This window comes from Novosphingobium oxfordense (genome assembly GCF_044029435.1).
GTDB lineage: Bacteria > Pseudomonadota > Alphaproteobacteria > Sphingomonadales > Sphingomonadaceae > Novosphingobium.
The window spans coordinates 313,486-335,162 of record NZ_CP147005.1 but is presented as its reverse complement, the minus strand read 5'-3'; the positions used below and the strand labels follow the sequence as shown (position 1 = coordinate 335,162).

13 protein-coding genes are annotated in these 21,677 nt (G+C 64.7%); 6 read left to right on the top strand and 7 right to left on the bottom strand.

The window, feature by feature from the left end:
• Positions 1-371: 371 nt before the first annotated feature.
• Complete coding sequence (putA, locus tag WBP07_RS01560) at positions 372-3,977, bottom strand: trifunctional transcriptional regulator/proline dehydrogenase/L-glutamate gamma-semialdehyde dehydrogenase (protein ID WP_395393799.1); 3,606 nt, start codon at positions 3,975-3,977, stop codon at positions 372-374.
• Between the two features lie 98 nt (positions 3,978-4,075).
• Here putA and WBP07_RS01555 point away from each other — a divergent pair, with 98 nt between their 5' ends.
• Positions 4,076-4,549, top strand: a complete 474-nt coding sequence (locus WBP07_RS01555) for an Lrp/AsnC family transcriptional regulator (protein ID WP_395393798.1) — start codon at positions 4,076-4,078, stop codon at positions 4,547-4,549.
• 176 nt (positions 4,550-4,725) lie between these two features.
• On the opposite strand, the gene WBP07_RS01550 is transcribed toward WBP07_RS01555, so the two are convergent.
• The 6 genes from WBP07_RS01550 to ptsP form a co-directional block, all read right to left on the bottom strand.
• Positions 4,726-6,156 (bottom strand): protoglobin domain-containing protein, encoded by a 1,431-nt coding sequence (locus tag WBP07_RS01550; protein WP_395393796.1) that lies wholly within the window; start codon positions 6,154-6,156, stop codon positions 4,726-4,728.
• 187 nt (positions 6,157-6,343) lie between these two features.
• Complete coding sequence (locus WBP07_RS01545) at positions 6,344-7,021, bottom strand: hypothetical protein (protein WP_395393795.1); 678 nt, start codon at positions 7,019-7,021, stop codon at positions 6,344-6,346.
• Positions 7,022-7,164: 143 nt separating this feature from the next.
• Complete coding sequence (locus WBP07_RS01540; RefSeq protein ID WP_395393792.1) at positions 7,165-8,499, bottom strand: carbohydrate porin; 1,335 nt, start codon at positions 8,497-8,499, stop codon at positions 7,165-7,167.
• A gap of 54 nt (positions 8,500-8,553) precedes the next feature.
• Complete coding sequence (locus tag WBP07_RS01535; protein ID WP_395393790.1) at positions 8,554-10,248, bottom strand: fructose-specific PTS transporter subunit EIIC; 1,695 nt, start codon at positions 10,246-10,248, stop codon at positions 8,554-8,556.
• Entirely contained in the window at positions 10,248-11,240 is a 993-nt protein-coding gene (pfkB, locus tag WBP07_RS01530; protein WP_395393787.1) for a 1-phosphofructokinase, read from the bottom strand. The genes WBP07_RS01535 and pfkB overlap by 1 nt, the downstream gene beginning before the upstream one ends.
• Positions 11,240-13,756 carry a phosphoenolpyruvate--protein phosphotransferase gene (gene ptsP, locus WBP07_RS01525; RefSeq protein ID WP_395393784.1) on the bottom strand — a complete coding sequence of 839 codons (2,517 nt, stop codon included), beginning with the start codon at positions 13,754-13,756 and terminating at the stop codon, positions 11,240-11,242. The genes pfkB and ptsP overlap by 1 nt, the downstream gene beginning before the upstream one ends.
• 178 nt (positions 13,757-13,934) lie before the next feature.
• On the opposite strand from ptsP, the gene WBP07_RS01520 reads away from it, so the two are divergent.
• From WBP07_RS01520 to WBP07_RS01500, 5 genes are all read left to right on the top strand, one after another.
• Positions 13,935-14,945 carry a LacI family DNA-binding transcriptional regulator gene (locus WBP07_RS01520; protein ID WP_395393782.1) on the top strand — a complete coding sequence of 337 codons (1,011 nt, stop codon included), beginning with the start codon at positions 13,935-13,937 and terminating at the stop codon, positions 14,943-14,945.
• Positions 14,946-14,949: 4 nt separating this feature from the next.
• Positions 14,950-15,813 carry a shikimate 5-dehydrogenase gene (locus tag WBP07_RS01515; RefSeq protein WP_395393779.1) on the top strand — a complete coding sequence of 288 codons (864 nt, stop codon included), beginning with the start codon at positions 14,950-14,952 and terminating at the stop codon, positions 15,811-15,813.
• Positions 15,814-15,878: 65 nt separating this feature from the next.
• The gene (locus WBP07_RS01510) at positions 15,879-16,886 is read left to right on the top strand and encodes a class 1 fructose-bisphosphatase (protein ID WP_395393776.1); all 1,008 of its coding nucleotides are present in this window, start codon (positions 15,879-15,881) and stop codon (positions 16,884-16,886) included.
• Positions 16,887-17,967: 1,081 nt separating this feature from the next.
• Positions 17,968-19,296, top strand: coding sequence for a DNA cytosine methyltransferase (locus tag WBP07_RS01505; RefSeq protein WP_395393774.1), 1,329 nt, complete (start codon positions 17,968-17,970; stop codon positions 19,294-19,296).
• Between the two features lie 9 nt (positions 19,297-19,305).
• Positions 19,306-21,417, top strand: a complete 2,112-nt coding sequence (locus WBP07_RS01500; RefSeq protein ID WP_395393772.1) for a hypothetical protein — start codon at positions 19,306-19,308, stop codon at positions 21,415-21,417.
• Positions 21,418-21,677 lie beyond the last annotated feature (260 nt).

Here is a 21,677-nt window from a genome sequence, read left to right as displayed (position 1 = left end):
CCACCTGATATCCTACACCTGTGACGGCTGGTCTCAAAGATGTGAAGAACGCCCGGCTTGAGGAGTTGCCGGAAAGCGGACGAGTCGGGCCTCAGGCGGGATGCGGCGACTGTTTCCGGCGTGTTTCGTTTTCCTACTAGCGTGCGATTTGAAACTCTTGCGCCATGCAGGGCACCTCGACTCGAATTGCGCGCGGGATCAGCGGCTTGCCCTTCGCGGCCGTCGCAAGGTGACGCCTGGGTGATTTTCCCTAGACCGTGTCAACTGTGTCAACCGGACTGCCGCCTTGCGCAAAACGACAGCGGGCCGCCCCCACGAAGGGAACGGCCCGCCCGAGTCGCAGCGAACGATGGATCAGCGCGGGAAGCGCATCAGCCGATCATCATCAGGCTGGCATTGCCGCCCGCCGCAGTGGTGTTGATCGAGGTGGAAACCTCTTCCAGCAGCCACGCACCATTGGGGCCGGCGCTGACGTGCACGGGCACGATCGGGCCCGGCAGACCGGCCACCGCCTCGCACGCGGCGCGAACCGCATCCGCATCACCTTCGACAAGGCAGGCGGCGAAGGGCTCGCCCGCTACGGGGTGGAAGCGCGCCTCGATCTCGGCAGGCAGGCCGCCCGGCACGTCCATCCCTTCGACAGCGGCGGTGTTGCCGGTGGCGAGGACGGCGGCCATCTGCGCGAACAGGCCGGCGCGGGTCGCCGGGCGCAGCAGCACGCGGCCGCGCGGATGGAGCGCGTAGAGATTGCGCTCACCCACCGGGCCGGTCAGTTCGGTTTCCATGCCCAGCGCCGAAGCCGCGCCGATCTTGCGCGCCTCGGCAGCCGCGCTCGCCTCGCCCACGCTTTCCAGCCAGGCCGCGAAGGGTTCAACCAGCGCCGAACCCGGTTTGGCCGCGCCCAGCACTTCGGGTGCCTTGGTGGCCAAACGGCCGAGGTAGAGCGGCCCGCCGGCCTTGGGCCCGGTGCCCGAAAGCCCGCGTCCGCCGAACGGCTGCACGCCCACCACCGCGCCGATGGTGTTGCGGTTGACGTAGAGGTTGCCCGCCTTCACCGCCGAGGTCACGCGCTCGACCGTGGCGTCTAGGCGGGTGTGGAGGCCGAACGTCAGGCCATAACCGGTGCCGTTGATCGCATCGATCAGGCCCGGCAGATCGTCGCGGCGGAAGCGGACGACGTGGAGCACGGGGCCAAACACCTCGCGGCCGAGCTGCGAAATGCTGTCGATCTCGACGATGGTGGGCGCGACGAAGGTGCCCGATGCGCAGTCGGCGGGGATCGCCACCTGCTCCACCTTGCAGCCGCGCGCCTTCATCGTCTCCACATGCGCGGCGATGTTGCCCTGCGCCTCTGCGGTGATGACCGGGCCGATGTCGGTCGCCAAAGTCTGGGTATTGCCCACGGTGAGCTCAGCCAGCGCGCCCTTCAGCATCTTCAAGGTGCGGTCAGCCACGTCTTCCTGAAGGCACAGCACGCGCAGGGCCGAGCAGCGCTGGCCGGCAGAGTCGAAGGCCGATGCGATGACGTCCGCCACCACTTGCTCTGCCAGTGCCGAGGAATCGACGATCATCGCGTTCTGGCCGCCGGTCTCGGCAATCAGCGGAATGGCGCGGCCATCGGCAGACGTGCGGCCCGCAAGCTGCTTCTGGATCAGGCGGGCGACTTCGGTGGAGCCGGTGAACATCACGGCCGCCACTTGCGGCGCGGCCACCAGTGCGGCGCCAACCTTGCCGTCACCGGGAACGAGCTGAAGTGCATCGGCCGGCACGCCCGCTTCGTGCAGGATGCGCACGGCCTCGGCAGCGATCAGCGGGGTCTCTTCGGCAGGCTTGGCCAGCACGGTATTGCCCGCGACCAGCGCGGCAGCGACCTGCCCGGCGAAGATCGCCATCGGGAAGTTCCACGGGCTGATGCAGACCACCGGGCCGAGTGGAACCTGCTCCGCACCGAACGTCGCGCGGGCCTGCTGCGCGTAGTAACGCAGGAAGTCGATCGCCTCACGCACTTCGGCAATGGCGTTGGCGGCGGACTTGCCGGCTTCGCGGATCACGAGGCCCATCAGTTCGCCGATCCGCGCCTGCATCATGTCGGCTGCGGCATCGAGCATCGCGGCGCGTTCGGCCACCGGCGTGCCGCCCCAGCGGCTGATCGCCGCGCGCGCGACCATGACGGCGGCGGCTTCCGGGGCCACTTCCATCACCTTGCCCACCACGTCGCGTTGGTCGGCGGGGTTCAGCACTTCGCGCACTTTGCCCTGCGCATTGGCGGGCATGGCGAACCAGTCGCGCGCGACCGAGGCCTGAAGCGCTTCGGTCAACGCGGTCAGCGCAGTCTCGTCAGCCAGATCGATGCCCGCCGAGTTGCGACGGCCAGCGTAGAGGTCCCCCGAAACCGCGATCTCGCTATGGCGCGCGCCCGGGTGCGGCATGGCGCGGACGACGTCGACCGGATCGGCGACCATCTCGTCCACCGGCACCGCCGGATCGGCAATGCGGTTCACGAACGAGGAGTTGGCACCGTTCTCCAGCAGGCGGCGCACGAGGTAGGCCAGCAGCGTCTCATGCGTGCCCACCGGTGCGTAGATGCGACAGGGACGGTCGAGATTGTCCTTGCCGACGACCTGCGAATAGAGCGGCTCGCCCATGCCGTGCAGGCACTGGAATTCGTACTTGCCGATGGCGAAGTCCGGCCCGGCAAGGTGGTAGATCGTCGCCAGCGACTGCGCGTTGTGGGTGGCGAACTGCGGGAACACCGCATCCGGCGCCGCCAGCAGCTTCTGCGCGCAAGCGACGTAGGACACGTCCGTGTGGACCTTGCGGGTGAACACCGGGAAGTCGGCCAGGCCATCGACCTGCGCGCGCTTGATCTCGGCATCCCAGTAGGCGCCCTTGACCAGACGCACCATCATGCGGCGGCCGGCGCGGCGGGCGAGGTCGATGATCCAGTCCAGCACATAGGGGCAGCGCTTGCCATAGGCCTGCACCACGAAGCCCAGGCCATCCCAGCCCGCCAGATCGGGATCGAGCGCCAGACTCTCCAGCAGGTCGAGCGAGAGTTCGAGGCGGTCCGCTTCCTCGGCATCGATGTTGAGGCCGATGTCGTAGCCCTTGGCGATCACCGCCAGCGCCTTCACGCGCGGCAGCAGTTCGTCCATCACGCGGCCCGCCTGCGCACGGCTGTAGCGCGGGTGGAGCGCGGAGAGCTTGATCGAGATGCCGGGGCCGCCATAGACGCCGCGACCGGCGCTGGCCTTGCCGATGGCGTGGATCGCGTTGACGTAATCGGTGTTGTAGCGGTCGGCGTCGGCCGCCGTAGTCGCCGCTTCGCCCAGCATGTCGTAGCTGTAGCGGAAGCCCTTCTCTTCCAGTTCGCGAGCGCGCTTCACCGCTTCGTCGATGGTCTCGCCCGTGACGAACTGCTCGCCCATCAGGCGCATCGCCATGTCGACACCGCGACGGATCACCGGCTCGCCAGCGCGCGCGACAAGGCGCGTCAGTGCAGCGCCAAGGCCCTTGTCGTCAACGGAACCGACCAGCTTGCCGGTGACCACAAGGCCCCAGGTGGCGGCATTGACGAACAGCGACTTGCCGTTGCCAAGGTGCGCGCCCCAGTCGCCGCCGGCGATCTTGTCACGGATCAGCGCGTCGCGGGTGGCATCGTCCGGGATGCGCAGCAGCGCTTCGGCCAGACACATCAGCGCGACGCCTTCCTCGCTCGACAGCGAATATTCCTGCACCAGCCCCTCGACGCCGGTGCCCTTGTGGTTGGCGCGCAGCGTGGTGACGAGGTTGCTCGCGGTCGCGCGAACGGCGGCGCGGGTAGCGTCGGGCAGCGTCGCCGCAGCCAGCAGCGGGGCCATGCATTCGGCCTCGTCACGGCGATAGGCTTCGGTGATGGCGCGGCGCAGCTCGGTGGGCTGGCGAACGGCGGGGGCGAAGGCGGCAAATGGGGCGGCAAAAGGTGCGGTCTGGGTCATGCCGCCAGAATATCGCGCACGGGGGTGGCGATCCGACTTTTCACGCGGCCAAAACAGGCCATATGGACTTATGTTATGGCCAGCAGTAGTCAATTCGGATGGTGAAACCGATCAGAACAGTCGATCTGGACGAACACGACCGCAAGATCATTGCCGCGCTTCGGGAAGACGGCCGGATGAGCGTGACGGAGCTTGCGCGCGTGGTCGGCCTGTCCAAGACGCCGTGCCAGGTGCGGCTGCGGCGGCTGATCGATTCGGGGGTAATCCGGGGCTTTCACGCGGCAGTCGATCCGGCGGCGCTGGGGCTGGATCACGTGGCCTTCACCGAAGTGAAACTGTCCGACACGCGTGAGCAGGCACTGAAGGAATTCAACGCGGCAGTGCGGCGCATTCCCGAAGTGGAGGAGTGCCACATGCTGGCCAGCCACTTCGACTACCTGCTGAAAGTCCGCACCCGCGACATCCGCCGCTATCGCGAGGTGCTGGGAGAGAAGCTGTCCAACCTGCCGCATGTCGCCAGCACATCGACCTACGTCGCGATGGAAACGGTGAAGGATACGGGGAACGTCTAAACCCCGCCCACGCCGAACCAATCAACCTTAATTCAAAACACCCCGTCGTTCCCGCGAAGGCGGGAACCCCGCTTTTCTTGGCGAGCGGGGCAAGAAGGAAGCGGGGCCCTCGCCTTCGCGGGGGCGACGAGGTGTTTGGTTGTTGCGTGGCGCGTTAAGGTCGGTTCGTGTGCCGTTCAGGCCGCGCGAAGGCCGGGCCGACGATCTTCCTCGATCTGGAACAACCCAGCCTGCGCCGCCAGTGCAGTGGCATCGGACGAAAGCGAGCGGGTGGCCGCCGAAGTCTGCTCCACCATGGCCGCATTCTGCTGGGTCGAACGGTCCATTACGCTGACGGTCTGGTTGATCTCGCTGATGGCGATGGCCTGCGCATCGTTGTCGCTCGCCATGGAGGCGACCAGCTTGTGCACGCGGTCCACTTCTCCGGCGATCCGCTCCAGTTCCTGATCGACGCGGGTGACGGCCGAGGCCGCTTCCTCGATCTCGTTCCGCGTGGCCGAAAGCCCGTCGCGCGCGCGGCGGGCCTCTTCCTCGGACCGCATCGCCAGCGAGCTGACGAGATCGGCCACGACCGCGAAACCGCGCCCCGCCTCACCCGCGCGCCCGGCCTCTACCGCCGCGTTCATCGCCAGAACGCGCGTCTGGAACGCGATCTTGTCCAGCCCTTCGATCACACCGTCGATCCCGCGCGCACTTTCCAGCACGGTGCGCATGGCCTGCACGGCATCCACAGCGACGCCGCGCCCCTGCCCGACGGCATTGAGCGCACCGCCCGCGATCTCCAGCGTCTCCTGCGCGCCGCCGGCAGTGACCTTCACGCGGTCCTCCACCTGCTGCAGCGTCGCCGCCGCCTGTTCCAGACTGGCGGCGTTGCTTTCGGTCCGGCGCGCAAGATCCTCAGAAGCCCGCGCAATCTCGCCCGCGCCACCCTGGATCGCGCCGGAAGTCTGCACCACCGAACCGATCGTGCCGCGCAAGTTGGCAAGGCTCTTGTTGTAGGACTGGGTGAGCGAAAGGTAGGTGTTCGGCAGATCGTCGATCTCATGCACCAGATCGCCATCGGCAAGCCGCGACATCGCCCGATCGAGCGCGCCGATCGCCTGCGTACGCTCGGCCTCCGCCTCACGGAAATAGATCGAGATCGACAGGTCCATGTCCAGCATCGCCGCCTTCACCAGCGCGCGGCTGATCTTGCCGGCATCGGTGCCGGGGCGGAACAGGCGACGCCAGGGGCTGACGGTGCGCTCCACGGCGGCCATGATCTCCTCAAGGATCATCGCATAGCCGCCGATATACCAGCGCGGCTCCAGCCCGATGGTCGCGTGGACTTTGCCGATGCGCGAGACGGCGTCGTAGTAATCCTGATCGAACTTGCCGGTGGAGATACGCATCCAGTGGCCCACCTGCGCGGACTTGGCGGCATCGATATGGCTGTCGCCACGGAACATCCGCACCATCTCCGGGGTGGCGCGAACGCGGGCATAGAAACGGTCGAGAGCGGGGCCGATACACTTGCGCAGAAGGGGCTGGGCAGAAGCAAGCACGCGGCGCTGCGCAGCACTGAACTCAAGGAACGTAAGCCGTTCCTCGATGGTCTTGATGGTCAACTTCATCTCCTTCGCGGGCGGCCGCTCTGACCGAAACAAGGGTATCCCCACGGGAGCTATCATAGGAAGAAATGGGCATAATCCGGGGCCAGCGGCCCGGAATTTTGGCGGATCCGCGTCACACCAAACGATTGCCGTCAATCGCGCGCAGCGGCGCGAACGCAGCCCCCGCAACCATGCTGGCGCCTTACTTGGCCTTGGGCAGAAGCTTGCTCCAGCGCGCATCCAGTTGCGCCTGGGCCTTGGCGCTGGCGACACGCGACACCAGCGAAACGCCGCGCAGCGTGACGCTATGGCCGCCCAGCCAGTGGCCCGAAATGCTGTAGCCGATATCGTAGAGCGCCACGTCTTCGTGCGGCTCTCCATCGACAAGGAAGCGCGTCTTGATGACCACGGGCAATCGCTCATCGCCCCGGCTATCATCGGGAAGCTTCGCGGTGTTACGGACCTTTTGCAGCTCCCGCTCAAACCACTTGCCCTCGATCCGGGGTTCGCCGGTAGTCTCGGCCGGCGCGACGCCCAGCGCGGTGGGGAACAGGATCGTCTGGCTCTGCACGGACTGCTCGGGCGAAGCCGGCTTCAAGGTCAAGGCATGGTCGCCCGAGCCAGTCGCCGCCAGCACCAGCGTCGCCGCGCGGGTGGAAGCGCGCTGGGCATCGGCTTGCTTCACCGCATCGCTGTCGCTGCGCTGGCTCCAGCTGTTCCACAGCGTCAGCCCGGAAATGACGACCGCGATCACCGCCAGCACTTCGCCCAGCGTGATCCAGCGCCGCCGAATGGCCGCAGCCTCTTCGGCGCGCACTTCGGCCTTTTGCTCGGCCTTCGATTGAGGGGGTGATTCCGGGCGGGGTCGATCGTCGCTCACGCGCCCTTCCATCATCTTCGCCCTCGGCGGTCAAGCATTCCTAGAGCAGTTCCCGATCCGATTGCATCGGATCAACTGCCATAAGTCTTTGTTTAACCGTGCTTTCCGAGTCATCAGGTGATTCCACCTGATTAGAAAACGCTCTAGCGCGCAAGCAGCGTCGGCGCGTCGATCGTGAACTTGAAGCCCAGGATCAGCGCGTTCTTGATGTCGGTCGTGCGGAACGGCGCCCCGGTCTGATCGGGATGCAGGATGTACTGCACATTGGGCGATATCCGGACCGCCGGGCCAAGCTGGGCGCCGTAGGCCAGTTCCATCATGTACTGATGCCGGTGGATGTCCGCATTCCCGCCTGCCGAGACCCGCGCCGCTCGCATGCGCTCCATCGCAAGGTCGCTGAAGCGCTGGTCGCTGATCATGAAACCGATGGTATCGGCATCGCGCCCGGCGAAAGTGCCGGTCTGGACCACGCCCATGTCGAAGAAGCGGCTTTCCTCCACCCGGCCGGACAAGTTGGTCATCGCCACACCGAACACGCTGAGGCCACGCTCCGAATGCGGATCGGGCCGCGTCAGCCGCTGGTCGAAGCGGAAGTAGATCCCCGAACGGCCGTTGTGCATCGCCGGGTCTCGCCCGGTCAGGATGGCGATCCCGCCCTGATCGTCGCGCAGCGGATCGGCATAATCACCCCGATCGAACCATCCGCCGAGGATGTAGTGGCCCGGTAGGCGCACGTCCTTGCCCTCTCTCGCATAGCCCAGTTCCCAGGGGACGATCACGCCGGTGGCGTTCTTCGTGCTGAAGTTGAAGCCGTGGTCGCTGGCGCGCTTGCGATCCGGATTGACCTCATAGGCGCCGACATGGACGGTCACGTGCGGCAGCACTTCAGCCTTGGCTCGGATCATCCAGCTCGATGCCGGGAAATACGTGAAGTTGCTGTTCTTGAAGACGAACGTGGGATTACCGCAGCCAGAGTTGCCCTGGAAATTGCAGTAGATAGGCGAGTTCAGGAAGTGGATGTTGGCCTGGCTGCGCCCCGCCTCGATCATCAGGCGGTCGTTGAACAGCTTCTGCTCCCACGTCAGGATCGCGAGGTGGGTGTTCTGCGTGCCCCAGATCTCTTGAACTGACGTGTTGTTGCCCAATGCCAGCGCCGAAAGGCTGTCCCCGTGGCGGTTGGTGATCGCGGCGTGGATCGTCCCGCCACCGATGCCGACGATGCGGTCCATGTCTAGATCGGCGCCGACATAGATCTGCCCGGCATAAGCGGCATCGCGGCGCAGGCCGCCACTGACGATGGTCCCGGCCTCTCCCGTGTAGCTGAGCGCAAGGGTGACCCCGTCATCGGCCAGCGGCTGCCAGGGCTTCGCGGCTTCGGCGGGTTGGTCTTCGGGAGCGGTCTCCTGCGCCATGGCGGAAGACAAAGTGAGGGCGGCGACGCCTGCATAGCAGGCGCCCTTGAGCAATGCGAACCGCATCGAATGAAATCCTCTCGAGGGGGCGACCCGGTCTTGCGCCGGGCCGTAGTTATGTCAGGCCGTGACGGCTTGTGCCGATGCCGCGCGCGGTTTGAGCAGGCCAACGAGCAAGCCGCTCACCAAGACGCCCGCCAGAATGGCCACGCCGTAAACCGCAAGATGGGTCACCGCACCGGGGATCGGCAGGACGAACACACCACCATGCGGCACCTTCAACTCGACCCCCGCCGCCATCGAAATGGCCCCGGCAATCGCGGAACCCGCCATCAGCGCCGGGATCACGCGGAACGGATCGCGCGCTGCAAAGGGGATCGCTCCTTCGGTGATGAAGGCAAGGCCCAGCACGGCGGCGGCGCCTCCGGCCTCGCGCTCCTCGGTCGTGAAACGGTCGCGGAACAGGCGGGTGGCAAGGCCGACGGCCAGCGGCGGTACCATGCCTGCCGCCATCGTCGCGGCCATCGGCGTGTAGACCTGGCTGGAAATCAGCCCGACCGAGAAGGCATAGCCCGCCTTGTTGACCGGCCCGCCCATGTCGAAGGCCGACATTGCGCCCAGGATCACGCCCAGCAGGATCGCACTCGATCCCTGCATCGACCGTAGCCACTCTGTGAGAAAAGCCAGCGCGGCGGCAACCGGCGTGCCCACGGCGTAGATCATCAGCAGCCCGGTCAGCAGCGTGCCCAGCAGCGGCAGGATCAGCACCGGCTTCAGGCCGGCAAGGTTCTTGGGCAGCTTGATCAGCCGATTCAGCGCCTCGACGCCGTAACCGGCGATGAAGCCCGCAACGATGCCGCCAAGGAACCCCGCCCCCAGATTGGCGGCCAGCATCCCGCCGATCATGCCCGGCGCAATGCCGGGACGATCGGCCACGGAATAGGCGATATAGCCCGCCAGCGCCGGCACGATCAGCGCGAAACCACCCTGCGCGCCGATGCGGAACAGGGCGCCCGCCAGCGTGCCCTCGGCCGCCGCGCCATTGGCATTGATGCCCCCCAGCGCGAAAGCCATGGCAATCAACAAGCCGCCCGCGACCACGAAGGGCAGCATGAAGGACACGCCGGTCATCAAATGCTTGTACGGTCCGGCGCGTTCGGTTGCGGCGCCGGCAGCCTCGGCCGAGGGGGCACCGCCCTGCACTTTCGCTTCGCTCAGCGCGCGTTCGATCAGCCCCTTGCCGCCGGAAATGGCCGGCTTGGTGCTGGAGGCGAAGACCCGCTTCCCGGCAAAACGCGCACGGTCCACCTCACGGTCGGCGGCGATGATGACCACGTCGGCGGCGGCGATCTCCTCAGGCGTCAACGGCGAACCGGCGCCGACCGAACCCTGCGTCTCCACGCGGATCGGATAGCCGAGCTGCTTTGCGCCTTCCTGAAGGCCTTCCGCCGCCATGAACGTATGCGCAATACCGGTGGGGCAGGAGGTGATCGCCACCACGCGCGGCGTATCGACGGCCGCTTGCGGCTGCTGCGCAAGCGCTGCGTCCGGATCGGCCAGCACAGCCTCCAGCGTCACCCGGCGATGCGGGGTAAGCGGAAGCGCGGTTCCAGCCTCGTCATTGGCGGCGACCAGCAACAGCGTGTCACCCGCGCTCAACTCCTCGGGGAGCGGATTGAGCACGCCCTGCCCGGTGCGCACCTCGATCTCGATATCGCGGCCCTTGGAACGCGCCGCCTTGCGCAGCGCTTCGCCGGCAAGCACGCCCTGCACGGCGGAATCGGCCGCATCGATAACTGCATAGAGCTTGGCCATTATTCCTCTCCGGCCTTGATTTTGCGCGCCTGTTCTCGTTGCGCCAGCCAGCCCAGCGGCATGAACGGCACAACGCTGACCTCTTCGGCCAAGGCATGGACGGTGGGCAGATCGGGCAGGTTCGGCCCGGCCATGCCCAGCTTGGCGACCGCGAAAGCCGTGGCGAGGCGCGCGGTGCGTTCAAGATCCGCATTCTCACCCAAAGCAGCGACAATCCCGGCAACCATCGCGTCTCCGGCGCCGACCGTGCTGGCCACTTGCCCGATGGCGAGCCGCGCGGTGACGGCGCCTTCATCGGATAGGAACAGCGCCCCTTCCCCGCCCATCGACACGACGACCAGCGAAACGCCGCGCCGATGCAATTCGGTGGCGGCTTCGGCCAGTGCAGCGAGATCGGGCAGATCGCGGCCTACCAGTTGCGCCAGCTCCTCACGATTGGGCTTCACCACATCGGGCAGCACCTCGGCGGTGAGCGCGCATTTCAGCGGCAGACCGCTGGTATCGAGCACCACGCGGCATCCGGCGGCGCGCAGCCGCGCGGTCAGCGTGACGTAGCTGTCGGGCGGGCATCCGGGCGGCAGGCTTCCCGCCAGCACCACCAGATCGCCCTCCTTCGCGGCCTCGCAGATCGTCGCCGCAACCATTTCGGCACGGCCGGTATCGACCGCAATTCCGTCCAGGTTGATGTCGGTGGTGCCCATCACGTCCACCAGCTTCAGGTTGACCCGCGTGGCGCCGGCGATGCGGATGAAGCGGTCCTCGATAGCCTTGGCGGCGAACAGCGCGTCGAATGCGGCCGCATTGTCGCTGCCAAGCAGGCCATAGGCGGAAACCGGCATGCCCCAATCGGCCAGGCAACTGGCGACGTTCACGCCCTTGCCGCCGGCGTTCTGCCGCACCGAGCGGGCGCGGTGAACTTCGCCGACGATCAACCGGTCGAGCGTGACGGTCTGGTCAATGGCCGGGTTGAAGGTGACCGTAAGAGTGCGCATCAGCCTTCCTTCACGTCCAGAGCGCGGATTTCGGCCGCGCTTTCCATGTCGAGCGCCTTGGCCGCGAGCGCACGCAAGTCGTCGAAGCTGGCCTCGCGGATGCGCGCCTTCACGGCCGGAATGTCGCGAGGGGTCATCGATAGTTCGCTGACGCCAAGCCCCACCAGCAGCGCCGCGCCGAAGGGATCGCCGGCAATGCCGCCGCACACGCCGACCCAGCGGCCATGCACCTTCGCACCCTCCACGGTGGCCGCGATCATGCGCAGGACGGCGGGATGCAGGCTTTCGGCATCGCTCGCGAGTTCGGGGTTCTGGCGATCGATGGCGAGGACGTATTGCGTGAGGTCGTTGGTGCCGATCGAGAAGAAGTCGGCATGGGCCGCCAGTGAGCGCGCCTGAATGGCGGCGGCGGGCACTTCGATCATGATGCCCACCGGCACCACCGGCGCATCGAGTTCGACGCGGATCGCCTCACACCGAGCGCGCAAGGCGATCAGTTCGTGGACCGAGGTGATCATCGGGAACATGATCGACAGGTCGCTTCCCGCTTTGGCCGCCTTGGCCGCGCGGTAGAGCGCGCGCAGCTGCGGTTCCAGCAAGTCCGGCCGGCGCAGCAGCAGCCGCGCGCCGCGCACGCCGAGGAAGGGGTTCTCCTCACGCGGCAGGTCAAGGTGCGGCACCTGCTTGTCACCGCCGATATCGAGCGCGCGCACGATCAACGGGCGGCCTTCCAGCGCTTCGGCCATTGCTCGGTAGATTTCGGCCTGCTCATCCTCACCGGGGCTATCGCCGCGTTCGAGGAACAGGAATTCGGTGCGCATCAGGCCCACGCCCTCGCCGCCTTGCGAAAGTGCGAAAGGCACCTGATCGGGGCGGTTGACGTTGGCGGCGATCTCTACGCGGTAGCCGTCGCGCGTTTCAGCGGGCTTGCCACGCTCGGCCTCTTCGGCGGCGCGCTTTTCGGCGAGTGCGACGATCCAGTGGCGCGCGGAGGCAAGGTCCGCGTCGGACGGGTTAAGCCAGACGCGGCCGCTGTCGCCATCGACAATCGCGGTGGCACCGGCGGCAAGGCCCAGCAGATCCGCACCGCCCGCCACCACCGACGGCAGGCCCAGCGTGCGGGCCAGGATCGCACTGTGCGAAGTGGGCCCGCCCAGCGCAGTCGCAATGCCGGCGACGCGGGCAGTATCGAGCGTGGCGGTATCCGAAGGCGACAAGTCCGCCGCGACGAGCACGCAAGGCTCTGCCGGCAGATCGGTCAGCGAACCGGCCGCCAATGCCGGATCGATCTCGGCCAGCACGCGGCGGCCGATATCGTGCAGGTCGGCGGCGCGGGCGGCGAGCACCGGATTGCCCAGCGCCGAAAGCTGGCCGGCGATGCGGTCCACCGCCTGATACCACGACCACGCCACGCCATGCCCCTCGACCATGAGTTGGCAGGTCAGCGTGATCAGGTCGGTATCGTCGAGCAGTTCCGCCTGCGCCTTGAAGATCGCCGCATCGCCCGCGCCCAATCGGCGGGTGGTATCGTCGATCAGTGCCTTCATCTGCGCGCGGGTGCGCGTGAGCGCATCGTTGAGCTGGGTGCCGCCACTGGCCAGATCGGTAGGCCGGTCCGGCACGTCGAGTTCCTGCGCCGACAAGACATGGACTTTGCCGATGGCGAGACCCGGGCTGGCAGCGACGCCCGCAATCATCCGCGCCTCACCCACAGGCTTCCAGCCCCGGATCGGCGCGGCGGCCTTTTCGGCGGCGCGCGCGGCATCTTCCTTCTCGCGCGCGGTCAGGCGGCGGACCACGGCGGCAAAACCGTCCAGCGCCGCCCTCGCCCCTGCCCCTTCGGCGGAGAGAGTCACCCGATCACCAGCACGCAGCCCCAGTTGGAGGAGGGAAACGAGGCTGCGAGGATCGGCGCTCTCCCCGCCGTGGCGCACGCGCAAGCGCACGCCAGAGGCACGTGCCGCTTCGACCCAGGCCGAGGCGGGACGGGCATGGAGGCCGGTTGGGTAATCGACCGTCCATTCGGTGGTTTCAGCATAGTCGGCGGCCGGTTCGGACGGGGCTGAGCCTGCGCCGTCTTCCCAGAGAGCGCGTGAAAAGGCCGTCGGATCGTCGGTGGCGACAAGCGCGGCAAGGCGCGGCTCGTCCTGAATAAGGCGGGTCAGCCGGCGCAGGATGGCGATGTGGCTGTCCGAATTGGCGGCAATGCCAACCACCAGATGGGCGCGCTGGCCGGGGTTCCATTCCACGCCGCCTCGCAACTGGAGGATCGCGATGCCATCGCGGCGGACAAGGCCCTTGTCCTCGCCCAGCCCGTGCGGGATCGCGACGCCGGCGCCCAGGAACGTGTTCGCCACGCCTTCGCGACGGACCATGCTTTCCTCGTATCCGGGCGCAACGCAGCCAGCGGCGACCAGAAGCTGGCCGACCTGGCGAATCGCATCGACCTTGTCTGCCGCACTGGCATCGATTCGAACGAGATCCTCGACCCCCGAGGCGGGCGCATCTGCGAGCATTTCAGGCCTCTCCTGACCGTTTTGACGACGGGTCTGTGTTGCGCATAGAAAACGTTTTCTCACACAACTTGTCAAGACAATGCTTGCGATCTTGCGATGACGTGATGCATAGTCCGCCACCGGAGAGGGGCAAAATGCCCTGGCAAGTGAGAACGATTTCTCAGATGGCGCATCGCTGATGGCAGTTGGAATCAAGGACGTAGCCCGGGTCGCCGAAGTGTCGCCCGCCACCGTCTCCCGCGTACTTTCAGGGCGCAGCGTCGATCCCGCGATGCAGGAACGGGTGCTCGCCGCGGTGAAGTCCACCGGATACCGCCCCAACCTCGCCGCGCGGCGCCTGCGTTCGCAGCACACCAACACCATCGGCCTGATCGTCGCCGATATCCGCAACCCGTTCTTCACCGCCGTCTCGCGCGCCATCGAAAGCCTGGCCGCCGCGCGCGGCATGCGCGTGATCCTGTGCAATACGGACGAAGATCCGATCAAGGAAGCCGCCTACCTCGAACTCATGCACGAAGAGCGGGTGACCGGCGTGATCTTCGCCCCCTGCCGCCAGTGGGTCGAAAAGGCTGAGCGGCTGGAGCCCGGCTATCCCGTGGTACTGATCGACCGCAGCCTGCCTTCCGCGGGGCTCGACAGCGTGTTGCTCGACAATGAGGGCATGGCCGCCGAACTGGTCACGCACCTCCATGCGCAGGGCCATCGCCGCGTGGCCGGCCTGTTCGGCGCCGCCAGCAGCACCGGTGTCGAGCGCCGCGCCGGGTTCGAACTGGCCGCACACAAGCTGGGAATGGAGGCCTCCACCGTCGAGATGCCGCACGCCGCCGACGCGGCAGAACGCGCGGTGACGGAACTGCTTTCCGGCCCGGCCCGCCCGGATGCGCTGGTCGCCAGCAACGGCGTCATGCTGCTGACCGTGCTGCGCGCGCTGCGCAGCCTGAACCTCGACGTTCCGGGCGATATCGCGCTGGCCGGGTTCGACAACAACGACTGGATGGAATTCGTCGGCGGCGGCCTCAGCGTGATCGAACAACCGGTCGAGGAGATCGGCCGCACCGCGATGACCATGCTGCTGGACCGGCTGGACCATCCCGAGGCCCCGGCACGCAAGGTCGTGCTGGCCGGCCGTCTCATTTCACGCGGATCGAGTGCGCCCCGCACCGCCGCCATCCAGACCATCGGAGCCTGACCTGATGACCACTTTCGCCGATAAACAATCGATCGGTCGCGATACGCGCCTGTGCATGTCGCTCTCCGGCCGGCCGGGCAACGCGGGCTCCCGCCTGCACAACACGCTCTATGGGCTGCTGGGGCTGGACTATGTCTACAAGTCCTTCACCACGCAGGATCTTCCGGCCGCGATCGGCGGCGTGCGGGCGCTGGACATTCGGGGCTGCGCGATCTCCATGCCGTTCAAGGAAGCGGTAATCCCGCTGCTCGACAATCTGGAGGATTCGGCCCGCGCGATCGACAGCGTGAACACCATCGTGAACGACGGCGGCGTGCTGACCGGATACAACACGGACTATACCGCCGTGCGCGATCTCGTGTCTCGACGCGGCATCGATCCCGCAACGCCGTTCCTGCTGCGCGGCAGCGGCGGCATGGCCAAAGCAGTAGTCGCCGCCCTGCGCGACCTTGGCTTCCGCGAAGGCACCATCATCGCCCGCAATGCCGAAGCTGGCCCTGCCCTTGCCGAACAATACGGCTTCCGCTGGCTTCCCGAGCTGCCCCAGCAAGGCGCGGCCATGCTGATCAACGTCACGCCGCTGGGCATGGAAGGCGCGCAGGCTGGCGAACTCGCCTTCACCCCCGAACAGATCGCCGCTTGCGAGGTTGCCTTCGACGTGGTGGCCCAGCCCGCCGAAACCCCGTTCATCAAGGCAGCGCTGGCGGCCGGCAAGACGGTCATCTCCGGAGCGGAAGTGATCGTGCTTCAAGCCGTGGAGCAATTCGTGCTTTATACCGGCATCCGCCCGGACGCCGACGCGGTGAATGAAGCAGCCACCTTTGCCCACGGCCCAAACGTCGCTACGCGCTTGCGCGAAGCCGTTTGACGCGGCTGACGCAGAACGTCCATTCGGTTGGACCATAATTGCCGCTCTTCGGTAAGGACCCAGTCATGACACGTACCACGCTCACGCGTTTCCTCCTCGAAAAGCAACGAGAGCCCAACTCCACCTGCCCCGCCGAACTGCGCCTGCTGATCGAAACGGTCGCCCGCGCCTGCAAGGCCATCAACCACGCCATCGGCAAAGGCGCGCTGGGCGATGTGCTGGGCAGCCTGGAAACCGAAAACGTTCAGGGCGAAGTCCAGAAGAAGCTGGACGTGCTCGCCAACGAACTCTTGGTCGACGCCAACGAATGGGGCGGCCACCTTGCCGGCATGGCGTCGGAGGAGATGGACACGATCCATCCGATCCCCAACCGCTATCCCAAGGGCGAATACCTGCTGGTCTACGATCCGATCGACGGATCCAGCAACGTGGACGTGAACCTGTCGGTCGGCACGATCTTCTCCGTCCTGCGCGCGCCCGCAGCATGCGCCGGACGCGAAGTGTGTGAGGAGGACTTCCTCCAACCCGGCACCGCGCAGGCGGCTGCCGGCTATGCGATCTATGGCCCGCAGACGCTGCTGGTGCTGACGATCGGCTCCGGCGTCTACGAATTCACGCTCGACCGCGAACTGGGCGCCTGGATCATGACCGACGGTCCGATGCAGATCCCCTCGGGCACGTGCGAGATCGCGATCAACATGGCCCGCCGCCCGCAATGGTCGCCCGCCGTGGTCCGCTATATCGACGATCGCCTGACCGCGGGCAAAGGTCCCTGCGGCCGCGCCTACAACATGCGCTGGACGGCATCGATGGTGGCCGACGTCCACCGCATTCTGAAGCGCGGCGGCGTGTTCCTCTACCCGGCTGACCACCGCGAATCGGGCAAGGCCAGGCTGCGCCTGCTCTATGAAGCCAACCCGATGAGCTTCCTGATCGAACAGGCCGGCGGCGCCTCTATGGACGGCGCAAACCGCGTCATGGAAGTTCAGCCGATCGGCCTGCACCAACGCATCGGCCTGATCCTCGGCGATCCTGCAGAAGTGGACGCCCTGCGAGAAACCGCACTGGCCTGACACGGAAAGGCCGGGGCGACACCACGTTTGCCTCGGCCGATCCACGGGAAAAGACGAAAAGGCGCAAACACGCCCTTTCAGGCCCGAAGATCGCATACGAAAGCGAGCGCGCCGGCCTGACGCCATGATCTAATTTATTGTTGGAAAAGGCCGATCCTATCTGGATGGCGAGTATCCCGAAGGGAAGCTCTTGGCGGAGAGGGTGGGATTTGTATTCCAATACATAACGTATTGATACAAATCTATTCTACATCTCCGTGGAAACAATGATCCCACACATCTAACCACTCGCACCAAAATACCATAAATCGTCCGGCGCTATAGCGTGATTGAAGCATCTTTTCAGAGATGTCTAGTGGCTTTATTTCTGCCCACTATATTCGATGAGATTTCACAACGGCGCTGCGCGCGTAGGAGCCAACAGGGCACAACGAAAACGAAAAGCCACGGCTCAATTTCCACCAACAAAGCGGCGAGAAGCAGCCCAGCGCGAAGCTTCAAACCTTGCCGCCCGCCACATCGCAGGTAATTTTTGAAGCCGGGGCATGGCTTTATCGAGCCCTTCAATAACTTCTCGCTCGATGTGCGACTAAGCGAGGAACTATTCGACAGCCTGACCGGAACCCGGATATTCCGCGCTACAACTGCAAGCATGTTCGCCGGCAGACATCCCTTGGGCTCGTGCCCTCGGCCGATGAAGCGCCCGATCACTCGCTAGACGGCAGCAAATCCTGAGCGAGGCCAGCCGTTGTGCGTCCTATTCGCCGCTCCAGCGTAGCCTACGGGACGAAGCGCCCGGTTGATGAAGGCGGAACGAGGGGCGGATTAGGTTGCCCTGGACATTGCGCATTTATTGCCTATTTCATTCGATCTCGAGGATTGTCGCACGAGATATTCCTGTTATGTTCTACTGCAGTGCATACTTTGACGGGTAGCGCTTTTGCCTGCGGCTTGGCATTTGGCGTCATGGAAGGCATGGGCTAGCAACGCAAACCTCCGTCATAGACCGCGAAGTTGACTTTCTCTCGCTTAATAACGCGATTAATTTTGGCCAGCCTTGCCATTGGGATTTAAGTTCGTCATGAAATCTTACAATTTTGCGGATTTGTTCTCGGGATGCGGAGGTTTCTCCTTGGGGCTTTCGCAGGCTGGGATGTGTGGCACATTTGCAATCGAGCGTGATGCCATGGCGTTCGAGACTTTCTCTGCCAATTTTCTCGATAGCGACCAGCCCAGTTTCCCGTTCAAATGGCCCCAATGGCTAGAAAAACAGGCTTGGGACATCGAGGAATTGTTGGAAAGGCACAAGGATGACCTGATCGCACTCAAGGGAGAAGTCGATGTCCTGGCAGGCGGGCCGCCATGCCAAGGCTTTAGTTTCGCAGGCCGTCGTGTCGAAGACGATCCTCGGAACCTGCTGTTCGAGAAGTATGTAGAGGTGGTCAAGGCGCTGCAGCCTCAAGCCCTCATCCTGGAGAACGTGCCTGGTATGAAGGTGGCGCACGCTCGCAAGAACGTGATCGAACTGCCGAGACCGGGAAAGCCTAAAGAGAAACCGCGGTCATTCTATGACCGCCTCAAGGAACGCCTCGATGAAGCCGGCTACGTGGTGGACGCCGTCCTATTGGATTCTGCGCGTTTCGGAGTGCCCCAGCGCCGATCACGCTTGATCGCAATCGGTCTGCGGAAAGATCTTCTCGAATGGACGGATGGCGGTCTGGCAAGGGCATTCGTGCTGCTTGAAGAGGCCCGTAGCACGCAATTGCGCGATCTTGGCCTTCCTGAACGGGTCAGTGCCCTCGATGCGCTTTCAGACTTGGAAAAAGAGGGGCGGAAGCTGGCCCCCTGCATCGATCCCATGTCTCGCGATGGCTACGAAGAGGTAAGCTACACTGGCCCCATTACTCCCTATCAGGCGTTAATGAACGAGGGCCATTCGGGACGAATGGATAGCATGCGATTAGCACGTCATCGCGATGACGTGCGCGATCGCTTTGCGCGTATCATAACCGAATGCCGCAAAGGCGTCCGGATGGATGACGAAAGTCGGAAGACTTACGGCCTAAAAAAGCACCGCATCTACCCGATGTCGAAGGAGGACCCAGCTCCGACCGTGACGACACTCCCGGACGACATCTTGCATTACAGTGAGCCTCGGATCTTGACGGTACGGGAATATGCCCGGCTGCAATCATTCCCTGATTGGTTCGCATTTAAGGGTAAATTCACCACGGGTGGAAAGCGTCGGACAAAGGAATGTCCTCGATACACGCAGGTCGGGAATGCGGTGCCGCCGTATCTTGCTAGGGCAATTGGCATTGCAATCAGCAACTTGCTGGAGGAGATTGCCATCGCGAAGAACTATTTTGGCGTCAGGGAAGAAAGCCTGCCAGCTGCCGCGAACGCCTAAGGGGAATGCATGACGGGGGTAGAAGCATCGGTTGCGCCTTACCCGGCGCAACTATTGGATTGGGCGGGTAACCGTTCGGGCGGTGTTCGCCGGCTCTTTGATAAGGATAGCGGACGGCCGGGAGGCATGGTCTTCCGGACAAACCTCCTTCATCGACTCGAGGAATGGGCGCGATCCATCGCCACGGGAGTTGGTAACCAACCTCGCATTCTTTTGCTGGTGGGCGGCCCCGGGAACGGCAAGACCGAGGCGATCGAATCCACCGTGGGTTGGTTGGACGAGCATCTCAAGGGACATGGGAATGTTGTCGCCGACCTGAGGCGATCCTTCTTCCCACCCGACGGCATTCCGGTGCCTCGTCTTGTGAAGGTCGAAGCCCCCGGGGTCGGCCCTGATGGGAATATAAGCCTTTCCATCGTGCAGGACGCATCCACGGTCGTCGGGTCTGGCAGCAAGCAAGCCGCGCAATTGCTACTGGATGAGCTCGAGGCTGCGCAGTCGGCAGGAAAGGGTGATGCTTATCTGTGCTGCGTCAATCGTGGAGTCCTCGACGATGCCTTGATCGAGGCAATCGATTCCGACCGGAATGATGCGCGCACTCTGCTCGAGAGTGTCACGACGGCGGTTAGCTTGGCGCCGGATGCACCGTCGTGCTGGCCGCTGGCAGGCTTCGCCGATGTTGCAGTTTGGCCAATGGACGCCGAGTCGCTTCTTCAGGTGCCTTTGCAAGGGGGGCAGGAGCCCGCTCGTGCCTTGCTCGAAGTGGCGCTTGATCAAGAGAAGTGGCTTCCTGCAGGCGAGTGCACTGCAGGGGACGCGTGCCCATTCTGCGGAAGCCGTGAAAGGTTGTCGCAGAAGCGCGAGAAAGCCGCGCTGCTCCAAGTCCTTCGGTGGTACGAGGTGGCCAGTGGCAAGCGTTGGAGCTTCCGGGATCTTTTTTCGCTATCGTCCTACTTGTTGGCCGGGCACCGGGTGTCCCCGAAGGACGCCGGGCAAACCCCGTGCGAATGGGCGAGCAAGCAAGAGAAACTCGACGAGCAAGCTCGCTCCGGGGCAAAACCGTCGAAGGAACAATCAACCGCCATATTCAACTTGGTTGCTGCGCAATACCAGCACGCCCTGTTCCACTGGTGGGATCGGGATTCCGGTCCTTCCCTTCTCCGCGACATGCGTGATTTGGAGCTCGGCGACGACAACACGGCGATGGGCCTTGCATGGTTCCTGAATGGACGTCGTTCGACCTACCTTCCGGCCATGATCAGTGCTTCGTTGGATGGCATCGCCGAACTGCTAGATCCCGCACTGACAGACCCCAATACCGAGGTGCAGGCGACGAACAACACGCGGTTCGCACTTCGCGAGGTCGATGTTCGTTTCAGCCGTTCCGTGCTTGAAGGTGTCGATTACGTCAGGCGGCTCAAGATCCTCACGAAGGCGGAGATCGACCTACTCGATCGACTCGCAAAGCTCGATGCCACGCTGTCAGTGGCGGGCGTGCGGCGAGGGCGTCCAGCGACCGCGACGAGCGTCCAGCGCTTCATCAGGGATTTCGGTTGTCGCCTAGTTAGGCGTTCACTTGGCGCAAGGACTGCCGAAGTTCTTGATGCGCCCATCCTGAGCGCCTTCCAGCACGTCATCGAGGACACCGCCGGCGATGACTTGTTCGACGTTGCACTGGACGTGGGGCAGCTTCTGAATAACGACAGGGATTTCGAGATCTCGCTCACGACTACGTTCGGGCAACCCCTCCCGCCGGCCATAAAGCGCGCGATGCTTGTAGTGCCTTCGCGATTGGTGAAACCGATGGAGCAGAACAGTTCGGGAAGGCCAGCTTCGCCGATTTGCTTCCTCATGGTCGGTGACGGCAAGTCAGGCCAGCCAATCGCCTTGACCTATGATCTCTTCAAGGCGGTCAAGGAACTCCATAACGGGATGTCGGTCGCTTCGTTACCGCGGACTGTTCTGGCGTTGTTGGACACCACCCGCGCGAGATTATCTGGCCCGATAGTACGTGACGCGCTCCTGCAAGATCAGGCCAGAATAAAGATCGGAACAAGCGACAGCGCCGTCGTGAAGAGACGGCATGGATTTGGAACTCGCAGGGAAGGAAGCGGGCGTTGAGTCTCTCAAAGTTCCGGGAAGAGCCATGGAGGACCTCTCACCCAGCCTACGTTGAGTCCGCCTTGGCAATGTCACCTGCCCCCGAGTACGCGAGCTCAGAGGTTTTGCTTGCATCCTTGTACCGGCACGTGGGGCTGAAGGACGCTACCGAACGGACCGTTCCCCAGGCAGGGCGCGAGTTAGACCGAAGCGTGCAGAAGGCACGAGATCGCGACTGGAAGCCCGACGGAGCCGCACTAGATGCCGATGCCTTCCACTTG

What these genes read in the sequence shown, in the direction of transcription:
- putA (WP_395393799.1), bottom strand. Translation starts at nt 3,977, where the DNA reads ATGACCCAGACCGCACCTTTTGCCGCCCCATTTGCCGCCTTCGCCCCC.
- WBP07_RS01555 (WP_395393798.1), top strand. Translation starts at nt 4,076, where the DNA reads ATGGTGAAACCGATCAGAACAGTCGATCTGGACGAACACGACCGCAAG.
- WBP07_RS01540 (WP_395393792.1), bottom strand. Translation starts at nt 8,499, where the DNA reads ATGCGGTTCGCATTGCTCAAGGGCGCCTGCTATGCAGGCGTCGCCGCC.
- WBP07_RS01535 (WP_395393790.1), bottom strand. Translation starts at nt 10,248, where the DNA reads ATGGCCAAGCTCTATGCAGTTATCGATGCGGCCGATTCCGCCGTGCAG.
- pfkB (WP_395393787.1), bottom strand. Translation starts at nt 11,240, where the DNA reads ATGCGCACTCTTACGGTCACCTTCAACCCGGCCATTGACCAGACCGTC.
- ptsP (WP_395393784.1), bottom strand. Translation starts at nt 13,756, where the DNA reads ATGCTCGCAGATGCGCCCGCCTCGGGGGTCGAGGATCTCGTTCGAATC.
- WBP07_RS01520 (WP_395393782.1), top strand. Translation starts at nt 13,935, where the DNA reads ATGGCAGTTGGAATCAAGGACGTAGCCCGGGTCGCCGAAGTGTCGCCC.
- WBP07_RS01515 (WP_395393779.1), top strand. Translation starts at nt 14,950, where the DNA reads ATGACCACTTTCGCCGATAAACAATCGATCGGTCGCGATACGCGCCTG.
- WBP07_RS01510 (WP_395393776.1), top strand. Translation starts at nt 15,879, where the DNA reads ATGACACGTACCACGCTCACGCGTTTCCTCCTCGAAAAGCAACGAGAG.
- WBP07_RS01505 (WP_395393774.1), top strand. Translation starts at nt 17,968, where the DNA reads ATGAAATCTTACAATTTTGCGGATTTGTTCTCGGGATGCGGAGGTTTC.
- WBP07_RS01500 (WP_395393772.1), top strand. Translation starts at nt 19,306, where the DNA reads ATGACGGGGGTAGAAGCATCGGTTGCGCCTTACCCGGCGCAACTATTG.